Source organism: Celeribacter halophilus, from assembly GCF_018860305.1.
Classification (GTDB): Bacteria; Pseudomonadota; Alphaproteobacteria; order Rhodobacterales; family Rhodobacteraceae; genus Celeribacter; species Celeribacter halophilus_A.
Genome location: NZ_JAHKPE010000019.1, coordinates 342,528 through 357,533, shown reverse-complemented (window position 1 = coordinate 357,533; position 15,006 = coordinate 342,528). Strand labels below are relative to the sequence as shown.

The window sequence follows — 15,006 nt, the reverse complement described above, 5'->3', positions numbered from 1 at the left end:
CGCCGCGTGGGTTTCACGGGCCGGATCGGGCGATAGATTTCTGTAATGGGTTCGGAGAAAGGATCAGACTTGCGGCGGAGCGCGGGGAAAGCTGAGGGTATAGGGCGCGTCACGCCCCGAGACATCCGCAGGTTTCGGATAATCCGCCAGATCATAGAGCGCCAGAACAGGCTCCGCCAAGGCCGCCCCCGCCAGAGCGGGTGTGACGTTACACAGCGGACAGGGTTGCGAGCGGGTTTCCTGATGTTCAACGGGATTGCCGTTGGCATCAAGGGTGATGGTCTGAAGCCCGTCACCGGTACAGATCACGATGGTTCGGGCATTGATCAGGCCAAGCTGCGCCATCAGGGCCGAAGACTTCGGCCCCACGATCCCGAGCATCACGCCCAGAAGCAGGAAAATGCGGATCGAACGGCCCAACATGGCGATCTTGTAGCGGCTTTCACGCATTCGTGAAAGCCTCAAACCTCACCCGTCACAGGCGCATTCAGCCAACGTGAAAGAGGGTCGAAAACAGCTTCGGATCAAGGCTGTGTGCGGCAAAGGTCTCGCCTTCGGTCAGCATGGAAACCGCATCATGGGAATGCAGGCTTTCCTGATGGCTGGCGATAACGCGGAAATCCCCGATGCGTCCGTCGGCTTCCAGCGCCTCGGCAAAGAGCCGCGCGGCGTCTTCGACGAAAATCGGATTGGCCGCGTTGAGTTCTGCAAAGGCCTGCTCGTCCTCGCGCTTGACCATCACCTGTGTCTCGGTCGGAACGGCAGACCGGCACAGGTCAATCAAATCTTCGAACCAAAGCGTGTCCGGCTGGTTCTTCACCTCCACCGAGACCCGCGCCACAGAGCGTTGCGAATGCGGCGTCGCAAGCTGATGCCGCGTGCGCCGCGCATGTTCGGAAAGTTCAAGAGAACAGGGGCATGTGGAGCTATATACATAGTCCAGATGCATGATTTCTGTCATTTTCCCGCCCTGCTCCACAAGCTCCAGAGCGATGTCGTAATATTGATACCCCTCAAGACCCGACCGCAGGGAAGGACGTTTCACCGGAAAAGAAAACCGCATCTGGATGCGCGCATCGAAACTGTCGAGATCGCTTTGATAGTCGCGCAATGCCGCCGCAATCACATCAAAGGAAAAGCTGCGCTCCGCATGTTTGTAAAAGGAGCGCATGATCCGGGACATGTTGATGCCCTTCTTCTCCGCCTCCAAAGACACAGTGCCCGTCACGGAGGTCTCAAGCGTCAGGTCTCCATTGTCGCGGGTCTTGAACCGGATCGGCAGGCGAAAGTTCGAGATGCCGACATGCTGGATTTGCCGCTTGGCACCTTTGATCAGGCTCTCCGGCCCGTTTTGCAGGTCCGGCAAGCTGTCTTTGTAGCCTTCGGACACTTCGAAATCCTCGGGGTAGGCACGGCGCAGTGCCGGATAATTGGCGAAGTCATCCGCCTCCGGCAAGAGCCGCGAGATGGCCGGATCAAGCTCCGCCACCTCCGTCGGCGTGGCCTTTGCCGCCCAATCGCGCAGGGCCTTCAGGGCCGCCTCAGCGGTCGCCCTGTCGTTTTGCTCGCGCTCACTTGTCTGAATATTCATCGGCAAACCCCTTTCGCCTTTCATATAGACGGTTTTCGGCAACAGACCACTGCGCAGGCCATATCCGGCCCGCTCAGACCGCCTCAAGCGCGCCGAGAATGTCCGCGACAATATCCGCGCTGTCCTCAAGTCCCATCGAAAGGCGCACCAAACCATCCGTAAGCCCCAGTTCGGGACGTTTCTCCACGGGCACGTTCTTATGCGTCGTGGTGCACGGGTGGGTCGCGATGGATTTCGCATCGGCGAAATTGTTCGAAAGCGTAAAGACCTCAAGCGCATTGAGGAATTTGAACGCCGCCTCCTTGCCGCCTTTGAGATCAACGGTGATCACCGTGCCCGCCGCCTCGGATTGTGCTTTGGCAAGATCGTATTGCGGGTGCGATTTATAGGTCGGGTAGCGCACGGAATTGAGGGCAGGATGGCCGTCAAGCGCTTCACAGAGCTTCATCGCCGTCTCCGCCTGACGCCGCACACGCAGGTCGAGCGTGTCGAGAGACTTCAACTGAATCCACGCATTGAACGGCGAAATCGCCCCGCCCGTGTGCTTGATATAGGTCTCGACTGGTCCGCGGATCAGCTCCTTGTCCCCTGCGATGATGCCGCCCAGACAACGCCCCTGCCCGTCCACATGTTTGGTGGTCGAATAGATGATCAGATCGGCACCACAGTCTTTTGCATAGGAGAAAATCGGCGTGCACATTGCATTGTCCACCACGACCAGCGCGCCGACCGCATGGGCCAGATCGGACACGGCTTTAAGGTCGATGACTTCAAGCGTCGGATTGGAAATGCTCTCAAGGAACACCGCCTTTGTGTCGGGGCGAAGCGCCGCTTTCCATTCGTCAAGGTTGGTGCCGTCCACCAAAGTTGTCTCGATTCCGAATTTCGGCAGCACTTCGGTGACGATATAAAGGCAGGAGCCGAACAGGGCCTTGGAAGACACAAGGTGATCGCCAGCCTTCAGGACAGACATCAACGCCCCCGCAACAGCCGCCATGCCGGAGGCGGTCGCAAAAGCATCTTCGCAGCCCTCGATCGCAGCCATCCGGTCCTCGAACATGCGCGTGGTCGGGTTGCCATAGCGCGCGTAGATGAATTCATCTTCGCCCTGATTGACAAAACGTGCCTCTGCGGCCTCTGCCGTGTCATAAACAAAGCCCTGCGTCAGGAAGAGCGCTTCGGACACCTCGCCATATTGCGAGCGGCGCACACCGTCATGAATGAGTTTCGTTTGGGTTTTCCAGCTGTCTTTCGCCATCGTCGCAATCCCTTTCGACAAAAAAGCCCCCTCTCGATCAAGAGCGGGGGCACGGCGGGTCTATCCAACCCTGCGTCTCGTCCTGACCTCTTTAGCGGTATCTTTCCTGTGGCCCGCAATCCGGAGAACAAATCACCACATGGCAGGCGGGGTACAAATCCCGCGACACTCTGTCAAGCACATGACAACGAAAGACGCGCACGGAGGCGTTATCAAAGAGTCACTTTTCCGTCGCAGCATCGTGACATTCCCCGCGCAGTCTCGCGTCAGATGATGTCACAGGAAGCGGCACGCCATGCCCCTTTTGAAGATCAATACCGACGGTCCCTTTCTCCACTCCGGAACGCGACAGGCTCTGCGTCAGGCGCTGGCGACCCTGCCCCAAGACGCGCCTGTGATCATCTGCATCCACGGCTACAAGTTTTCGCCCAGAGATCCACAGCACGACCCGCATGCACATATCCTGTCGCTTGATCCGCAAAGCCCCTCCCGCACGGCGCTCAGCTGGCCGCGCGGATTGGGCTTCGGCTCCGGTGATCCGAGCGAGGGACTCTGTATCGCCTTGGGCTGGCAAGCGCGCGGCTCTATCTGGCAGGCCTATCAACAGGCACGCGCCACGGGCGAGGCTCTGGCGCGCCTGATCTGGACATGTGACCGCCCCGTTCACCTCATCGGGCACTCACTGGGCGCACGGGTGATCCTCACCGCCCTGCCCCATTTGCCCGAAGGCATGGTGAGCCGCGCGATTCTTCTGGCGGCGGCCGAGTTCCGCTCCACCGCAGAACATGCACTCGACACGGAAGCGGGCCGCACCGCCGAAGTGCTCAACATCACCTCGCGGGAAAACGATCTCTTCGATCTCCTGCTGGAACTCGCCCTCTCGCCGGATCATGGTCCTTCCCGCCCGCTGGGGGCCGGACTTGGCACCGCGCATCGCGCATGGTGTGACGTGCAGATTGACCATGACGCCACCCGTGCCGTGCTTTTGCGCTGCGGCTATAACATCCCTGCGGCGGACAAAAAGGTCTGCCACTGGTCGCCCTATCTGCGCGAGGGCATGTTCGATTTCTACCGAAGCGCCTTGCGCCATCCCGAGCGTTTGCCCTTGGGCCTTTTGCAAGATCAACTGCCCGCCGCGCCAACACCCCGTTTTTCTCATCTGTTGCCGCGTCCTCCCCGCGTTTCGCCCTTGTCCTTTTCGCGCAAAGCGTCATCTTGAGGGAATCCCCTCCTGGCGATGATTGCACGGACATGAACAGATGATCGACACCCCCATCACGCTCTACTACTGGCCTACCCCGAACGGCTGGAAAATCTCCATCGCGCTCGAAGAGATGGACCTGCCCTATGAAGTCAAACTGGTGAATATCGGAGCGGGGGAGCAGTTCGATCCCGAGTTCCTCAAACTCTCGCCCAACAACCGGATGCCCGCCATCATTGATCCCGAAGGCCCGGGCGGACGGCCAATCTCGATCTTCGAATCCGGTGCGATCCTGCAATATCTCGCGCGCAAGTCCGGCAAGTTTTACGGCGGCGGCGAACGCGATCAGGTGGCGGTCGATCAATGGTTGATGTGGCAGATGGGCGGGCTGGGACCGATGGCCGGACAGGCACATCATTTCCTGAGCTATGCGCCCAATATGGAGCCCTCCGTTGATTTACCCTATGCGAAGGACCGCTACCGGAACGAGGTCGCCCGCCTCTACGGCGTGCTGGACCGTCGTCTGGCACAAGAGGAGTTCGTCGCGGGAGATTTCTATTCTATCGCGGATATGGCGATCTGGCCTTGGGCCTCCCTCTGGGAGAAACAGGAACAGACACTCGACGACAAACCCCATCTCAAACACTGGATCGAGCGCATCGGCACGCGTCCGGCTGTGAAGCGAGGGCGTGCCGTGGCCGCGGAAAAACGTGGCAATATCGCAGGCAACAAAGAGGCGAAAAAGGTGCTGTTTGGCAAAGCCGCTTCTCCGGAGAGACAGGGGTGAGCCTCACCCGTCGGGAAATGGTCTTGGGAGCCAGCGCATTGACGTTCAGCGTCAGCGGCTGCGCCTCCCCCCGTCTCAACCTCCCGCAAGAGGTGCCCGACATCAGCGGCCAGAAACAGGAAAACATTCTGGTCGTGACCAACCGTCAGGTCTCCCCCGATCCGACGCTCGGCTTTGAGGAATTGCGTTCGGACACGCCGTTTTACCGCAACTACCGCATTTCCATCCCGCCGGAGCGCAAGCCGGGGGAATATTCGTTTCCGCGCAAACCGCTTGATGCCGACACCCAGTTCTTCGTCACCGACAGCGAGGCCTTTGACACGGAACAGGCGTTCATAGACCGCGTGAATACCCGTGTCAGCGCCCTGCCCAAGGGCGAGCGCAGCGTGGTGGTCTTTGTCCACGGCTTTAACGTCTCCTACCCCGGCGCCGTGTTTCGCACGGCACAGATCACCACCGACTTCGAGCTGGAACAGCCGATGGTGCTGTTCTCATGGCCCTCTGCCGGTCGCATCTCGCGCTACGCCTATGATCGGGATTCGGTGCTCTACGCGCGCACGGCTTTGGCGAACACGCTGAAACTTCTGGCACGCAGTCAGGCGGAGAACGTCCTTGTGCTGGCGCATTCCATGGGCGGCCTGCTGGCGATGGAAGCCATCAAGCGACTGGCGCTCGAAGGAGATCGCCGGACGCTATCGCGACTTGAAGGGGTCGCCTTGAGCCAGCCTGACATTGACGTGGATCTGTTCCGGCGACAGGTGAGTGATCTTGAGCCTTACAACATAGATCTGGCCGTGTTTGGCTCCCGCCGCGATCAGGCGCTCAAGATTTCCTCTGTGCTCACCGGCGGGCACCCGCGTGTGGGCGCGGCGGAGAATATCGAGGATTTGCGCAAGCTCGGCGTCACGGTCATCGACACCACCGGCGCACCGATGGGCGATCCTCTGGGACATTCTTCGCTGATGCAATCGCCTGCCCTCTTGGCGATGATTGCCTCCGGCACGCTGCTCTCCGAAATCGTCGAGGGCGCCCCCGGTCAGGACATTCTGGTCGAAGGTCTCACACTGACCGGATCTGCGGCTCTGGCCATCGCATATCTGCCCTACACGATCAGCGGGGAGTAACCGCCTTTATTCCGGCGTATCCTCATCAGCCACCTCGGTAGAGTGCCGCGCCATCAACCCGCCTTGCGCCATGAAAAACGCCAGCATCGCAATCGGCAGGCCAAAGGTTTTGAACTTTACCCAAGTGTCGGTCGTCATCGTCCGCCAGATCGCCTCATTGGCGACCGCCAGGCCGAAGAAAAACAGCATCATGCGGAATTCGAGCTTGCGCCAGCCTTCCACGTCCAGGGGCATCACTTCGCCCAGAACCAGCGACAGATAGCTTTTCGAACGCAACAACCCGACGCCAAGAATGCCGCCGAACATGAGGTAGATCATCGTCGGCTTCATCTTGAAGAACCGCTCGTCATTGAGCCAGATCGTCAGACCGCCGAAGACCACCACCAGCACCAGCGTCATGATCTGCATCGCGGACAGCCGTCCGGTCAGCCGCCAAAGCACAAAGGTCGAGGCGGCAAGGATCGGGATGAACAGCGCCGTCATCACGATGAAACCGGAATATTCCGTGCCCGCGATGGTAAAGACATGATCGCGCAGCGCGATATATCCCGCGAAGAACGCGAGGATCGGCCCCATTTCCAGCGCGGTTTTCACCGCAGGTTTGATGTGTTTTTCAGGTGTGTCGCTCATCCGGTCCTCTTTCAGCCGCCCATCTCAACTATGACGGCCCCGGCCGCAATCAAGGCCATGAGGGACAATCTTCTCGGTCCGACCTTTTCGCCCAATACGATCCAGCCGATCAGCGCCGCGAAAACCGTCGAGGTTTCCCGCAGCACCGCCGCCTCGCCCACATTGTCGAGGCGTGTCGCCAGCATGATACAGCCAAAAGAGAAATAGGCCACAATCCCGCCGAAAAAACCTTTGACCGCCAAAGGGCCAAGCGCGGGTTTGTATTCCATATTCCGGTAGCGCAGCAAGGCCACCACAGGCATCACCAGACCGTCGAGGAAAAAGAACCACGCGAGGAATGTGAAGGGATCCGCCGTGGCACGGATGCCGTAAGCATCATAGGTGGTGTAGAGCGCCACGAAAGCGCCGGTCAGAACCGCCAGCATTAGGGCCGGCACCATGGTCTCGCGCCCGACCGTGATGGTGCGCAGGTTATAGACTGCCAGCCCGAAGATGCCGGAGAGCAGCACCATCACGCCCAGCCATTGCACCAAAGAGAAATGCTCGCCGAACACAAAACCCGCGCCAATGACAGCAAACAAGGGCCCGGAACCACGCACCACTGGGTAAACGACCGTATAGGCGCCTTTGGTATAGGTGTAACCCTGCGCGACCTTATAGGCCATGTGGATCACAAACATCCCAAGGAAAATCAGCCACATATGCGGCTCCGGCCACGGCACCACAAAGAGGGCGAACGGGGCCGCGATGATACAGTAGAAGAAATCCATCGCGCCGCGTGACAGCCACGGATCATGTTTGCCCTTTTGCAGGGCACCGAACAAAGCATGCAGAAATGCCGCCATCAGCGCCAGAATAAGCGCCGCGTGATGACCCGTTTCCGTGCCTTCAAGGGAAATAATAAAATCGCTCATGGGCCTGTGCTATCTGTCACCATGCGAAAGGTCCAGAGCGCGAAAGCGCACAGCGTCTGCGCACTTAGCTCATGCCGCGCGCGGATCGGCCCGATTGAACCCCGGCATCTCCGCATAGGGGTTGGGCACCAACATCCCGTCGGTCGCCTCGATGAACGGATAGGCCGGATCAAGATAGCCTGCGGCAATCAACGCCTCTTCGAGCGTGCGGATCACAAAATCCGTGCGGAACTCCGGCAAAATACCCATGCCCCAGATTCGGGCCGGACGGTCTTCGCGTTCGGGGTCGACCACGAGCATCGCCGTGCCCACAAGGCGCTCGCCCTGAACCACGACCATCTCGGCGTAAAGCTCCCGATCCTCCGGCCAATCTTCCGCCGTGTCATCCGGACAGACCGGATGATCGAAAAACAATTCCTGCATGGCTTCGCGGCGCTCCAGAGGATCACCGGCCGAGACCCAGGATTGCGGGCCAATGGCGTGCAGAATTTCGAGCATCAAACCTCCAGACCCGTCAGGGCCGCGGCAAATTCTTCGGGGTCAAAAGGCGCGAGATCGTCAATCTGTTCGCCGACACCAATGGCGTGAATCGGCAGACCGAACTTGTCGGCCAGACTGACCAGAACCCCGCCTTTGGCAGTCCCGTCGAGTTTCGTCATAACAAGGCCGGAGACATCCGCGATATTCCGGAAAATCTCGACCTGCGAAACCGCGTTTTGCCCTGTCGTGGCATCAAGCACAAGCAAAGTGTTGTGCGGGGCGGTCGGGTCTTTCTTGCGGATCACGCGGACAATCTTGGCAAGCTCTTCCATCAGGTCCGCACGGTTTTGCAACCGCCCCGCCGTGTCGATCATCAACAGATCGGCACCGGTTTCCTGTGCCTTGGTCATCGCGTCAAAGGCCAGCGAGGCCGGATCAGAGCCCTCCGGCGCGGTCAGAACCGGCACACCGGCACGCTCGCCCCAGACCTGCAACTGTTCCACGGCAGCCGCACGGAAGGTATCGCCCGCAGCAATCACCACGGATTTCCCTGCTGCTTTGAACTGGCTGGCCAGCTTACCAATGGTGGTCGTCTTGCCGGAGCCGTTGACCCCCACGACCAGCACGACCTGCGGCGTTTTGGTGTAGAGCGGCATAGGCTTGGCGACCGGCTCCATAATGCGCGCCACTTCTTGCGCCATCAGGCGTTTGATCTCTTCGACAGAAAGTTTCTTGCCATAGCGCCCTTCGGCCATGGCCGCTGTGACACGCATGGAGGTCTCCACGCCCATATCGGCGGAGATCAGCAGCTCTTCCAACTGCTCCAGCATATCGTCATCCAGCGCGCGGCGTGTGACGGTTTTGCTTTCCTTGCGTCCCAGAAGCCGTCCCAGAAATCCGGGTTTGACCGTCTCGGCGGGAGCCTCGACCACCTTTTCGACCGGAATCTCGACCGGCGCTTCGGCGGGCATTTCCACGGGGGCTTCTACAGGAGTTTCCAACGGCGCAGGTGTTGACGGCACTTCCTGCGGCACATCTGCGGGCACGGGGTCCGGTTCCGGCGCGGCGGGCTCAGGGGCCGGTGTCGGCTCAGGCTCAGGCATGGGCTCAGGCGTCACCTCAGGTTCCGGCGCTTCGGGCGTCTCTGTGTCGGGTGCTTCTGTTGTGGGCACCACCTCTTCGACCAAGGCCTCCGAGATGCTGCTCTCCTCGCCACCATCCTCGACAATAGCTTCCAAACCCTCGTCGAGCTTCGACGAAGTTTTCATCAGGCGGGATTTCAGTTTCGAAAAAAGCGACATGGGGCCTCCGTTCTCCCGTCACTTAATCGGTCTTGTCTTTTTATGAAAGCCCCCAAACCTCGCCAAAGCGGCCTAAAACCGCGAAAAGGATCGCGCCCTGCCCGAGAATATAAAGCCCCCAAAGCAGATAGCCCGCGCACCGCGCCTGCCATGTATTTCGCCTCATGCGGAACAGTTGCAGCGACAAGATGAGATCGGAGCACAAAAACAGCACCGCGCCGAGACTGGCCAGACGCAGTCCGGCAGGCAGGCTCAACGCCAGCCCCGTCATCACACAGATCAACAGAACATAGCCCCGCACAGGGCCACGAAGCGCCTCCGTATAGGGCGCAAGCCAGACCTCTGTCGACAAAGCCAGAACCGCCAGACTTGCGAGCGCGGGCCAGCTAACGGCCTCGACCGATCCCCAAAAAATAATCGCGTAGCAAAGATGGGCCAAAGCAAAGCTGACAAGCCCCAAGAGAAACGCGTGCTCCGCGCTCCCTGAGCCCTTGCGCGATTGCTCCGTGTCTGATCTCGTGTCTGATCCTGTGCAGGACAATGCGAAATCTCCCAGCGCCGAGAGGATCAATCCCGCGATCAACCACACCGGCCCTTCACCCAAGAGCGCCACACAGGCGAACAGACTTAAAGGCAGGGTCTTGATCCCGCTGCGCCACATAGACGGCGCGGAAGCTGTCAGCGGCAGGTAAGCCAAAGCCGACAGCCCCGCCAGTGTTAGCAAAACCAGTTCCAACATCATCCCCTCCGCTTTTGTCGCAGGTTTTGCTTTTGCATGGTCCCGCAGTGCAACCTATAGTCAGCATAGTTTCCAAGGGACGTCTATGGCGCAGCACATGACAAGAAAAACCACTCACATCATTCGCTTTTTCGCCGTCAGCACCTTGATGCCTGTGGCCCTTCTGGCCTTGGGCGCGCTATTCGGCGGGGTTTGGGCCGTGGCGGGGTTTCTGTATATGACCGCATTGGCCTATTCACTGGATCAACTTGTGGCGCTGGCCTGTGATCCGGAAAACCCCGAAGCCGAATTTCCTGACGCGAACGCCCTTTCCACCGTTCTGGCGCTTGCGCATTTTGCGCTTTTGCCGCTGGCGGTTTGGGCGCTCTCGAATGGTCAGCTGGAGTTTTGGGAACGATTGTTCGTGTTTCTCGGCATGGGGCTGTTCTTTGGACAGGTCTCCAATTCCAACGCTCACGAACTGGTCCACCGCTCCGACCGGACTCTGCGCCGCCTCGGCACATGGGTCTATATCACGCTGCTGTTCGGCCACCACGCCACCGCCCATGTGCGGGTGCATCACCGCTATGCCGCCTCGCCGCAAGACCCCAACTCCGCCCCGGCAGGCATGAGCTATTACCGCTTCTTGCCGCGCGCATGGATCGGTTCGTTCAAAGCCGGTCTGAGAGAAGAAAATGCCATGCGTGCACGGGCCAAATCGACAGACCTGCATCCCTATGCGCTCTATATCGGCGGTGCACTTGCCTGTGTGTTCCTCGCGTTTATCATCGGCGGCTTCCTCGGCGTTTTCAAATATATACTTCTCGCGGGCTATGCCTCCGCCCAGCTCATGTTATCGGATTATGTCCAGCATTACGGGCTACGCCGCCGCGAAGTTGCGCCCGGCAAATATGAACCTGTCGGCCCTGCGCATAGCTGGAACAGCCCGCAATGGTTCACCTCGCTCCTGATGCTCAACGCGCCACGGCACTCTGATCACCACGCGCACCCGATGAAACCCTATCCCGCGCTGGAACTCACTGAAGACATGCCACAATTGCCGCGTTCGCTTCCGGCTATGGCAACGCTGGCCCTCATTCCGCCCCTGTGGCGCAAGGTCATGGACCCGCGCGTTGCGAGGCTTATCGGGACAGCAGAGCAGGCTGAAGGCGAGAGGCTTTAACCACCTGTTAAGAATGTGAGTGGAGCGACTCGGCGGCTTGTGACATGGTTACCGCATGATGAAGACATATCTGTTTCCCCTCGCCTGTGCCCTGTTCGGCGCCACCGCTGCGATGGCCGATCCGCTGGACGGCACGGAAATTCGCACCTTTTCCTCCGCCACTCTGCCGACCAGCCAAGGCCCGCTGACAGGCGCGGAGTTTGATGCCTATGCCACAGGCAAGACCCTGACCTATGCAGAAAGCGGAGAGCCCTACGGGGCGGAGGAATATCTGCCCGGAAAGCGCGTGCGTTGGGCCTTTGACAAGGACACATGCAAGGAAGGCATCTGGTACGAGCAGGGCCAGAACATCTGTTTCATCTACGAGGACGGCATGGACCCGCAATGCTGGCAATTCTTCGTGGAGCGCGACAAGCTCAAAGCCGTGTTCCAAGGGGACAGCGGGCTGGAGCTTTACGAGGCCTGGGCGTCTGACGGGCCGTTGTCCTGCATGGGACCGCAAGTCGGGGTGTGACGGAACCATCACGCGCTCCGATCGATCAGTTTCCGCGCCGGTTCAGCACATCGCCACGCATGAACGAGGACAGGCTCGAATGTGAACATGCATTAAGGTTGACCCGATTAAGGTTAACGCATGAAGGCGCTATATCGCTTTGACACACAAAGACGACCTGTCACGCAAAGGCGTCCCCGCGTCAGAACAGGCTCCCCTGCTCCGGTCCCGTCTTGGCCCGCGGCTTTGCGGCTTTCGCAGGTTTGGTGGCAACACCGCCGCCGATCTGCACACGCCCGTCGGCAAACTGCACCTCATGCATCCGCGCCGCGTCCTTGGTCGAGGTCACAACCCCGCCCTCGGCATCGCGCACCACCGCATAGCCGCGTTTGAGCGTCTCCTCATAGGACAGCGCCGACAGCATTCCAGCACGCTGATTCAGCGCCGCGCGCCAGCGTTGGGTCTGCCCCAGAGCCGCACGGGCGAAACGGTCCGAAAGCTGCGTCAGGTCGCGTCGGGCCTGCGTCGTATTGCGCGAAACCGTCAGCGGGGAAAGGCGCTGCGCCAACCTGTCAAAATCGCGCCGGTGCTGCGTCGTGCCGCGCGACAGGGCCGGAGCAAGCCGCATCGACAAGGCCGACAGGCGCTCCCCATGCCCCTGCATCCGCCCTTGCAACAGCGATGGCCGCAGGATTGTCGCCGCCTCCGACAGTTTCAGCCGCCGGTTGCGCACCCCGTTGACCAGCGCCTGCGTCAAACGCAAATCAATCTGATCCACGCGCTGACGCGGCCCGTCGAGCAACCGCTCTTTCGGCGGCAGGGCGCGGCTCAGATCGTTGAGACGCTGGCGACGATAATCCACGCCGCCCGTCAGCGCCCGCTCCATCCGTGCACGCAATTCCTGAATGGTCACCCAGAGTTCCCGCCGCACCGGCACGGCCAGTTCTGCCGCCGCAGTCGGTGTCGGCGCGCGTTTATCCGAGGCAAAGTCAATCAGCGTCGTGTCGGTTTCATGACCCACGGCAGAGATCAGGGGAATCGCGGACTCGGCTGCGGCACGCACCACGATCTCCTCGTTGAACCCCCACAGATCTTCGACCGAGCCACCACCACGCGCCACAATAATCAGATCAGGCCGCGGGATGGCACCGCCTTCGGGCAAGGCGTTAAAACCACGAATACCATTGGCCACTTCCGCCGCGCTTTTCTGACCTTGCACAGCGACAGGCCAGATCAGAACATGGCGGGGGAAACGGTCACTCAACCGGTGCAGGATATCGCGGATCACCGCCCCTGAAGGCGATGTCACCACGCCGATCACCTCCGGCAACCACGGCAGCGGCTTTTTGCGCGCGGCATCAAACAGCCCCTCGGCCGCCAGCGCCTTTTTGCGCTTCTCCAGCATCGCCATAAGCGCGCCGGCACCCGCCGGTTCCACATTGTCGACAATAATCTGGTATCGCGAGCCGCCGGGAAATGTCGTCATCCGCCCGGTGGCGATGACTTCCATACCCTCTTCGGGCTGTACCTCCATCCGCGCAACCTGCCCTTTCCAGCTCACCGCGTTGATCACCGCTTTTTCGTCTTTCAGATCAAAATAGAGATGGCCGGAACGTGGCCGCGACACACGGCCCACCTCGGCGCGCACCCGCACATACCCGAATTCGCCCTCGATCAGCTTCTTCACCGCTCCCGAAAGTTCGGAAACGGAGAATTCCGGGGCGTTGGATGTGGCTTTAGGGCCTTCATCTTCGAAAAGGTCGGACATCTTATGCCTCCCAAGGCGGCTCGTGCTTGTGTCAAACTCGGACTGACCTTAGAACGCGCGCAAGCAAAGGTGAAGCGGAGAGGCGCGATGAACATTCTGATCTTGGGCAGCGGCGGACGTGAACATGCTCTGGCATGGGCGGTGATGCAGAACCCGAAATGCGACAAACTGATCGTCGCGCCGGGCAATGCGGGGATCGCAAAGATCGCTGAATGCGCGTCCTTCGACATCAATGACGGGGCAACCGTGGTGTCTTTCGTCGAGCAAAACGCGATTGATTTCGTCATCATCGGCCCCGAAGCCCCCCTCGCCGCAGGTGTGGCCGACGATCTGCGCGCATCGGGCATTCTGACGTTTGGCCCGTCGAAAGCGGCGGCCCAGCTTGAAGCGTCAAAAGGCTTCACCAAGGAAATCTGCGATGCGTCAGGCGCGCCGACCGCAGCCTATGCCCGCTTTGACGATGCCGAAAAGGCCAAGGCCTACATCCGCAAGCAAGGTGCGCCGATTGTGGTCAAAGCCGACGGGTTGGCCGCTGGCAAAGGCGTGATCGTGGCGATGGACGAACAGGCCGCGCTTGATGCCATTGACGACATGTTCGGCGGAGCCTTTGGCGGCGCTGGCGCGGAAGTGGTGATCGAAGAATTCATGGACGGCGAAGAGGCCTCTTGGTTCATCCTGTGCGATGGCGAAAACGTCCTGCCCGTGGGGACCGCACAGGACCACAAACGCGTAGGCGATGGCGACACAGGCCCGAACACCGGCGGCATGGGCGCCTATTCCCCCGCCCCTGTGATGACCGATGCCGTGATTGCCAAAGCCATGGACGAGATCATCAAACCGACCGTGGCGGAAATGGCCAAGCGCGGGATGCCCTACCAAGGGGTGCTCTACGCGGGTTTCATGATCAAGGACGGCCAGCCGCGCCTTGTGGAATACAACTGCCGCTTTGGCGATCCGGAATGTCAGGTGCTGATGATACGTCTGGGGGCGCAGGCGCTCGACCTGATGCTGGCAACCGCCAACGGCACGCTGGATCAGGCCAAGGTGAATTGGGCCGACGATCACGCGATGACTGTGGTCATGGCGGCAAACGGCTATCCCGGTGCCTATGAAAAAGGCTCGGCGATCAAAGGGCTCGACGCGCTTCCCGAGGACAGCATGAACATGGTGTTCCACGCGGGCACTTCCGAAAAAGACGGGCAGATCATCGCCACCGGCGGGCGGGTTCTCAATGTCACGGCACGAGGCGACAGCCTTCAAGACGCCCGGGATCGCGCCTATGCAATGATCGAGCGGATTGACTGGCCCGAAGGCTTCAACCGCTCCGACATCGGCTGGCGTGCCCTGAAATAAATTCGGGGCAGTTAAGCCGTTGTTAACCTTACCGATGGCATAACCATCGGGCGAAAGGCACCCATGGCTCGAATGGCCAGAGAGGCGGCCCAACGGGTCGCGCTTTGTGGGCAAAAGCCCAAAGCAGTCAGGAAACGACTGTCGCAACAGACCGAGAGGCCCACTCGAACGGTCGGGATTGCGGTCATAAAGACAAGGTAGATTG

The 15,006-nt window shown here is 60.1% G+C and carries 15 protein-coding genes and 1 riboswitch; of the genes, 6 read left to right on the top strand and 9 right to left on the bottom strand.

The features are described 5' to 3' along the window. Window positions 1–63 precede the first annotated feature (63 nt). From KO492_RS06045 to metZ, 3 genes are all read right to left on the bottom strand, one after another. A complete protein-coding gene (locus KO492_RS06045) occupies window positions 64–450 on the bottom strand; it encodes a DUF2946 family protein (protein WP_216044123.1) in 387 nt (128 codons plus the stop codon). Between the two features lie 37 nt (window positions 451–487). Then, entirely contained in the window at window positions 488–1,591 is a 1,104-nt protein-coding gene (gene folE2, locus KO492_RS06040) for a GTP cyclohydrolase FolE2 (protein ID WP_216044122.1), read from the bottom strand. A 73-nt stretch (window positions 1,592–1,664) separates the two neighbouring features. Continuing rightward, window positions 1,665–2,849, bottom strand: a complete 1,185-nt coding sequence (gene metZ / locus KO492_RS06035) for an O-succinylhomoserine sulfhydrylase (protein WP_216044121.1) — start codon at window positions 2,847–2,849, stop codon at window positions 1,665–1,667. Window positions 2,850–2,919: 70 nt separating this feature from the next. Next, window positions 2,920–2,998: riboswitch (SAM riboswitch) on the bottom strand. Window positions 2,999–3,144: 146 nt separating this feature from the next. Between metZ and KO492_RS06030 the strand changes: the two genes are divergently transcribed. From KO492_RS06030 to KO492_RS06020, 3 genes are read left to right on the top strand one after another with little or no spacing between them, the layout of a single operon-like run. Further along, complete coding sequence (locus KO492_RS06030; protein ID WP_216044120.1) at window positions 3,145–4,068, top strand: DUF726 domain-containing protein; 924 nt, start codon at window positions 3,145–3,147, stop codon at window positions 4,066–4,068. A 40-nt stretch (window positions 4,069–4,108) separates the two neighbouring features. After that, window positions 4,109–4,837, top strand: a complete 729-nt coding sequence (locus KO492_RS06025; protein ID WP_216044119.1) for a glutathione S-transferase N-terminal domain-containing protein — start codon at window positions 4,109–4,111, stop codon at window positions 4,835–4,837. Further along, window positions 4,834–5,961 carry an alpha/beta hydrolase gene (locus KO492_RS06020; RefSeq protein WP_216044118.1) on the top strand — a complete coding sequence of 376 codons (1,128 nt, stop codon included), beginning with the start codon at window positions 4,834–4,836 and terminating at the stop codon, window positions 5,959–5,961. Before KO492_RS06025 ends, KO492_RS06020 begins: the two co-directional genes overlap by 4 nt. 6 nt (window positions 5,962–5,967) lie before the next feature. On the opposite strand, the gene KO492_RS06015 is transcribed toward KO492_RS06020, so the two are convergent. From KO492_RS06015 to KO492_RS05995, 5 genes are all read right to left on the bottom strand, one after another. Next, window positions 5,968–6,591 (bottom strand): inner membrane-spanning protein YciB, encoded by a 624-nt coding sequence (locus KO492_RS06015; protein WP_216044117.1) that lies wholly within the window; start codon window positions 6,589–6,591, stop codon window positions 5,968–5,970. Between the two features lie 11 nt (window positions 6,592–6,602). Then, complete coding sequence (locus tag KO492_RS06010) at window positions 6,603–7,505, bottom strand: DMT family transporter (RefSeq protein WP_216044116.1); 903 nt, start codon at window positions 7,503–7,505, stop codon at window positions 6,603–6,605. A 69-nt stretch (window positions 7,506–7,574) separates the two neighbouring features. Next, complete coding sequence (locus KO492_RS06005; RefSeq protein ID WP_216044115.1) at window positions 7,575–8,003, bottom strand: hypothetical protein; 429 nt, start codon at window positions 8,001–8,003, stop codon at window positions 7,575–7,577. Further along, on the bottom strand, window positions 8,003–9,286 hold the full coding sequence (ftsY, locus tag KO492_RS06000; protein WP_216044114.1) for a signal recognition particle-docking protein FtsY: 1,284 nt from the start codon (window positions 9,284–9,286) through the stop codon (window positions 8,003–8,005). Before ftsY ends, KO492_RS06005 begins: the two co-directional genes overlap by 1 nt. Window positions 9,287–9,326: 40 nt before the next feature. Beyond that, window positions 9,327–10,028: a lysoplasmalogenase gene (locus tag KO492_RS05995; RefSeq protein ID WP_216044113.1), complete on the bottom strand. Its 702-nt coding sequence runs from the start codon at window positions 10,026–10,028 to the stop codon at window positions 9,327–9,329. 94 nt (window positions 10,029–10,122) lie between these two features. Between KO492_RS05995 and KO492_RS05990 the strand changes: the two genes are divergently transcribed. Next, entirely contained in the window at window positions 10,123–11,187 is a 1,065-nt protein-coding gene (locus tag KO492_RS05990) for an alkane 1-monooxygenase (RefSeq protein WP_252735315.1), read from the top strand. A 55-nt stretch (window positions 11,188–11,242) separates the two neighbouring features. Next, entirely contained in the window at window positions 11,243–11,701 is a 459-nt protein-coding gene (locus tag KO492_RS05985) for a hypothetical protein (protein ID WP_252735313.1), read from the top strand. Window positions 11,702–11,882: 181 nt separating this feature from the next. On the opposite strand, the gene xseA is transcribed toward KO492_RS05985, so the two are convergent. Beyond that, on the bottom strand, window positions 11,883–13,448 hold the full coding sequence (xseA, locus tag KO492_RS05980; protein ID WP_216044111.1) for an exodeoxyribonuclease VII large subunit: 1,566 nt from the start codon (window positions 13,446–13,448) through the stop codon (window positions 11,883–11,885). Between the two features lie 87 nt (window positions 13,449–13,535). On the opposite strand from xseA, the gene purD reads away from it, so the two are divergent. Next, entirely contained in the window at window positions 13,536–14,801 is a 1,266-nt protein-coding gene (gene purD / locus KO492_RS05975; RefSeq protein WP_216044110.1) for a phosphoribosylamine--glycine ligase, read from the top strand. Window positions 14,802–15,006 lie beyond the last annotated feature (205 nt).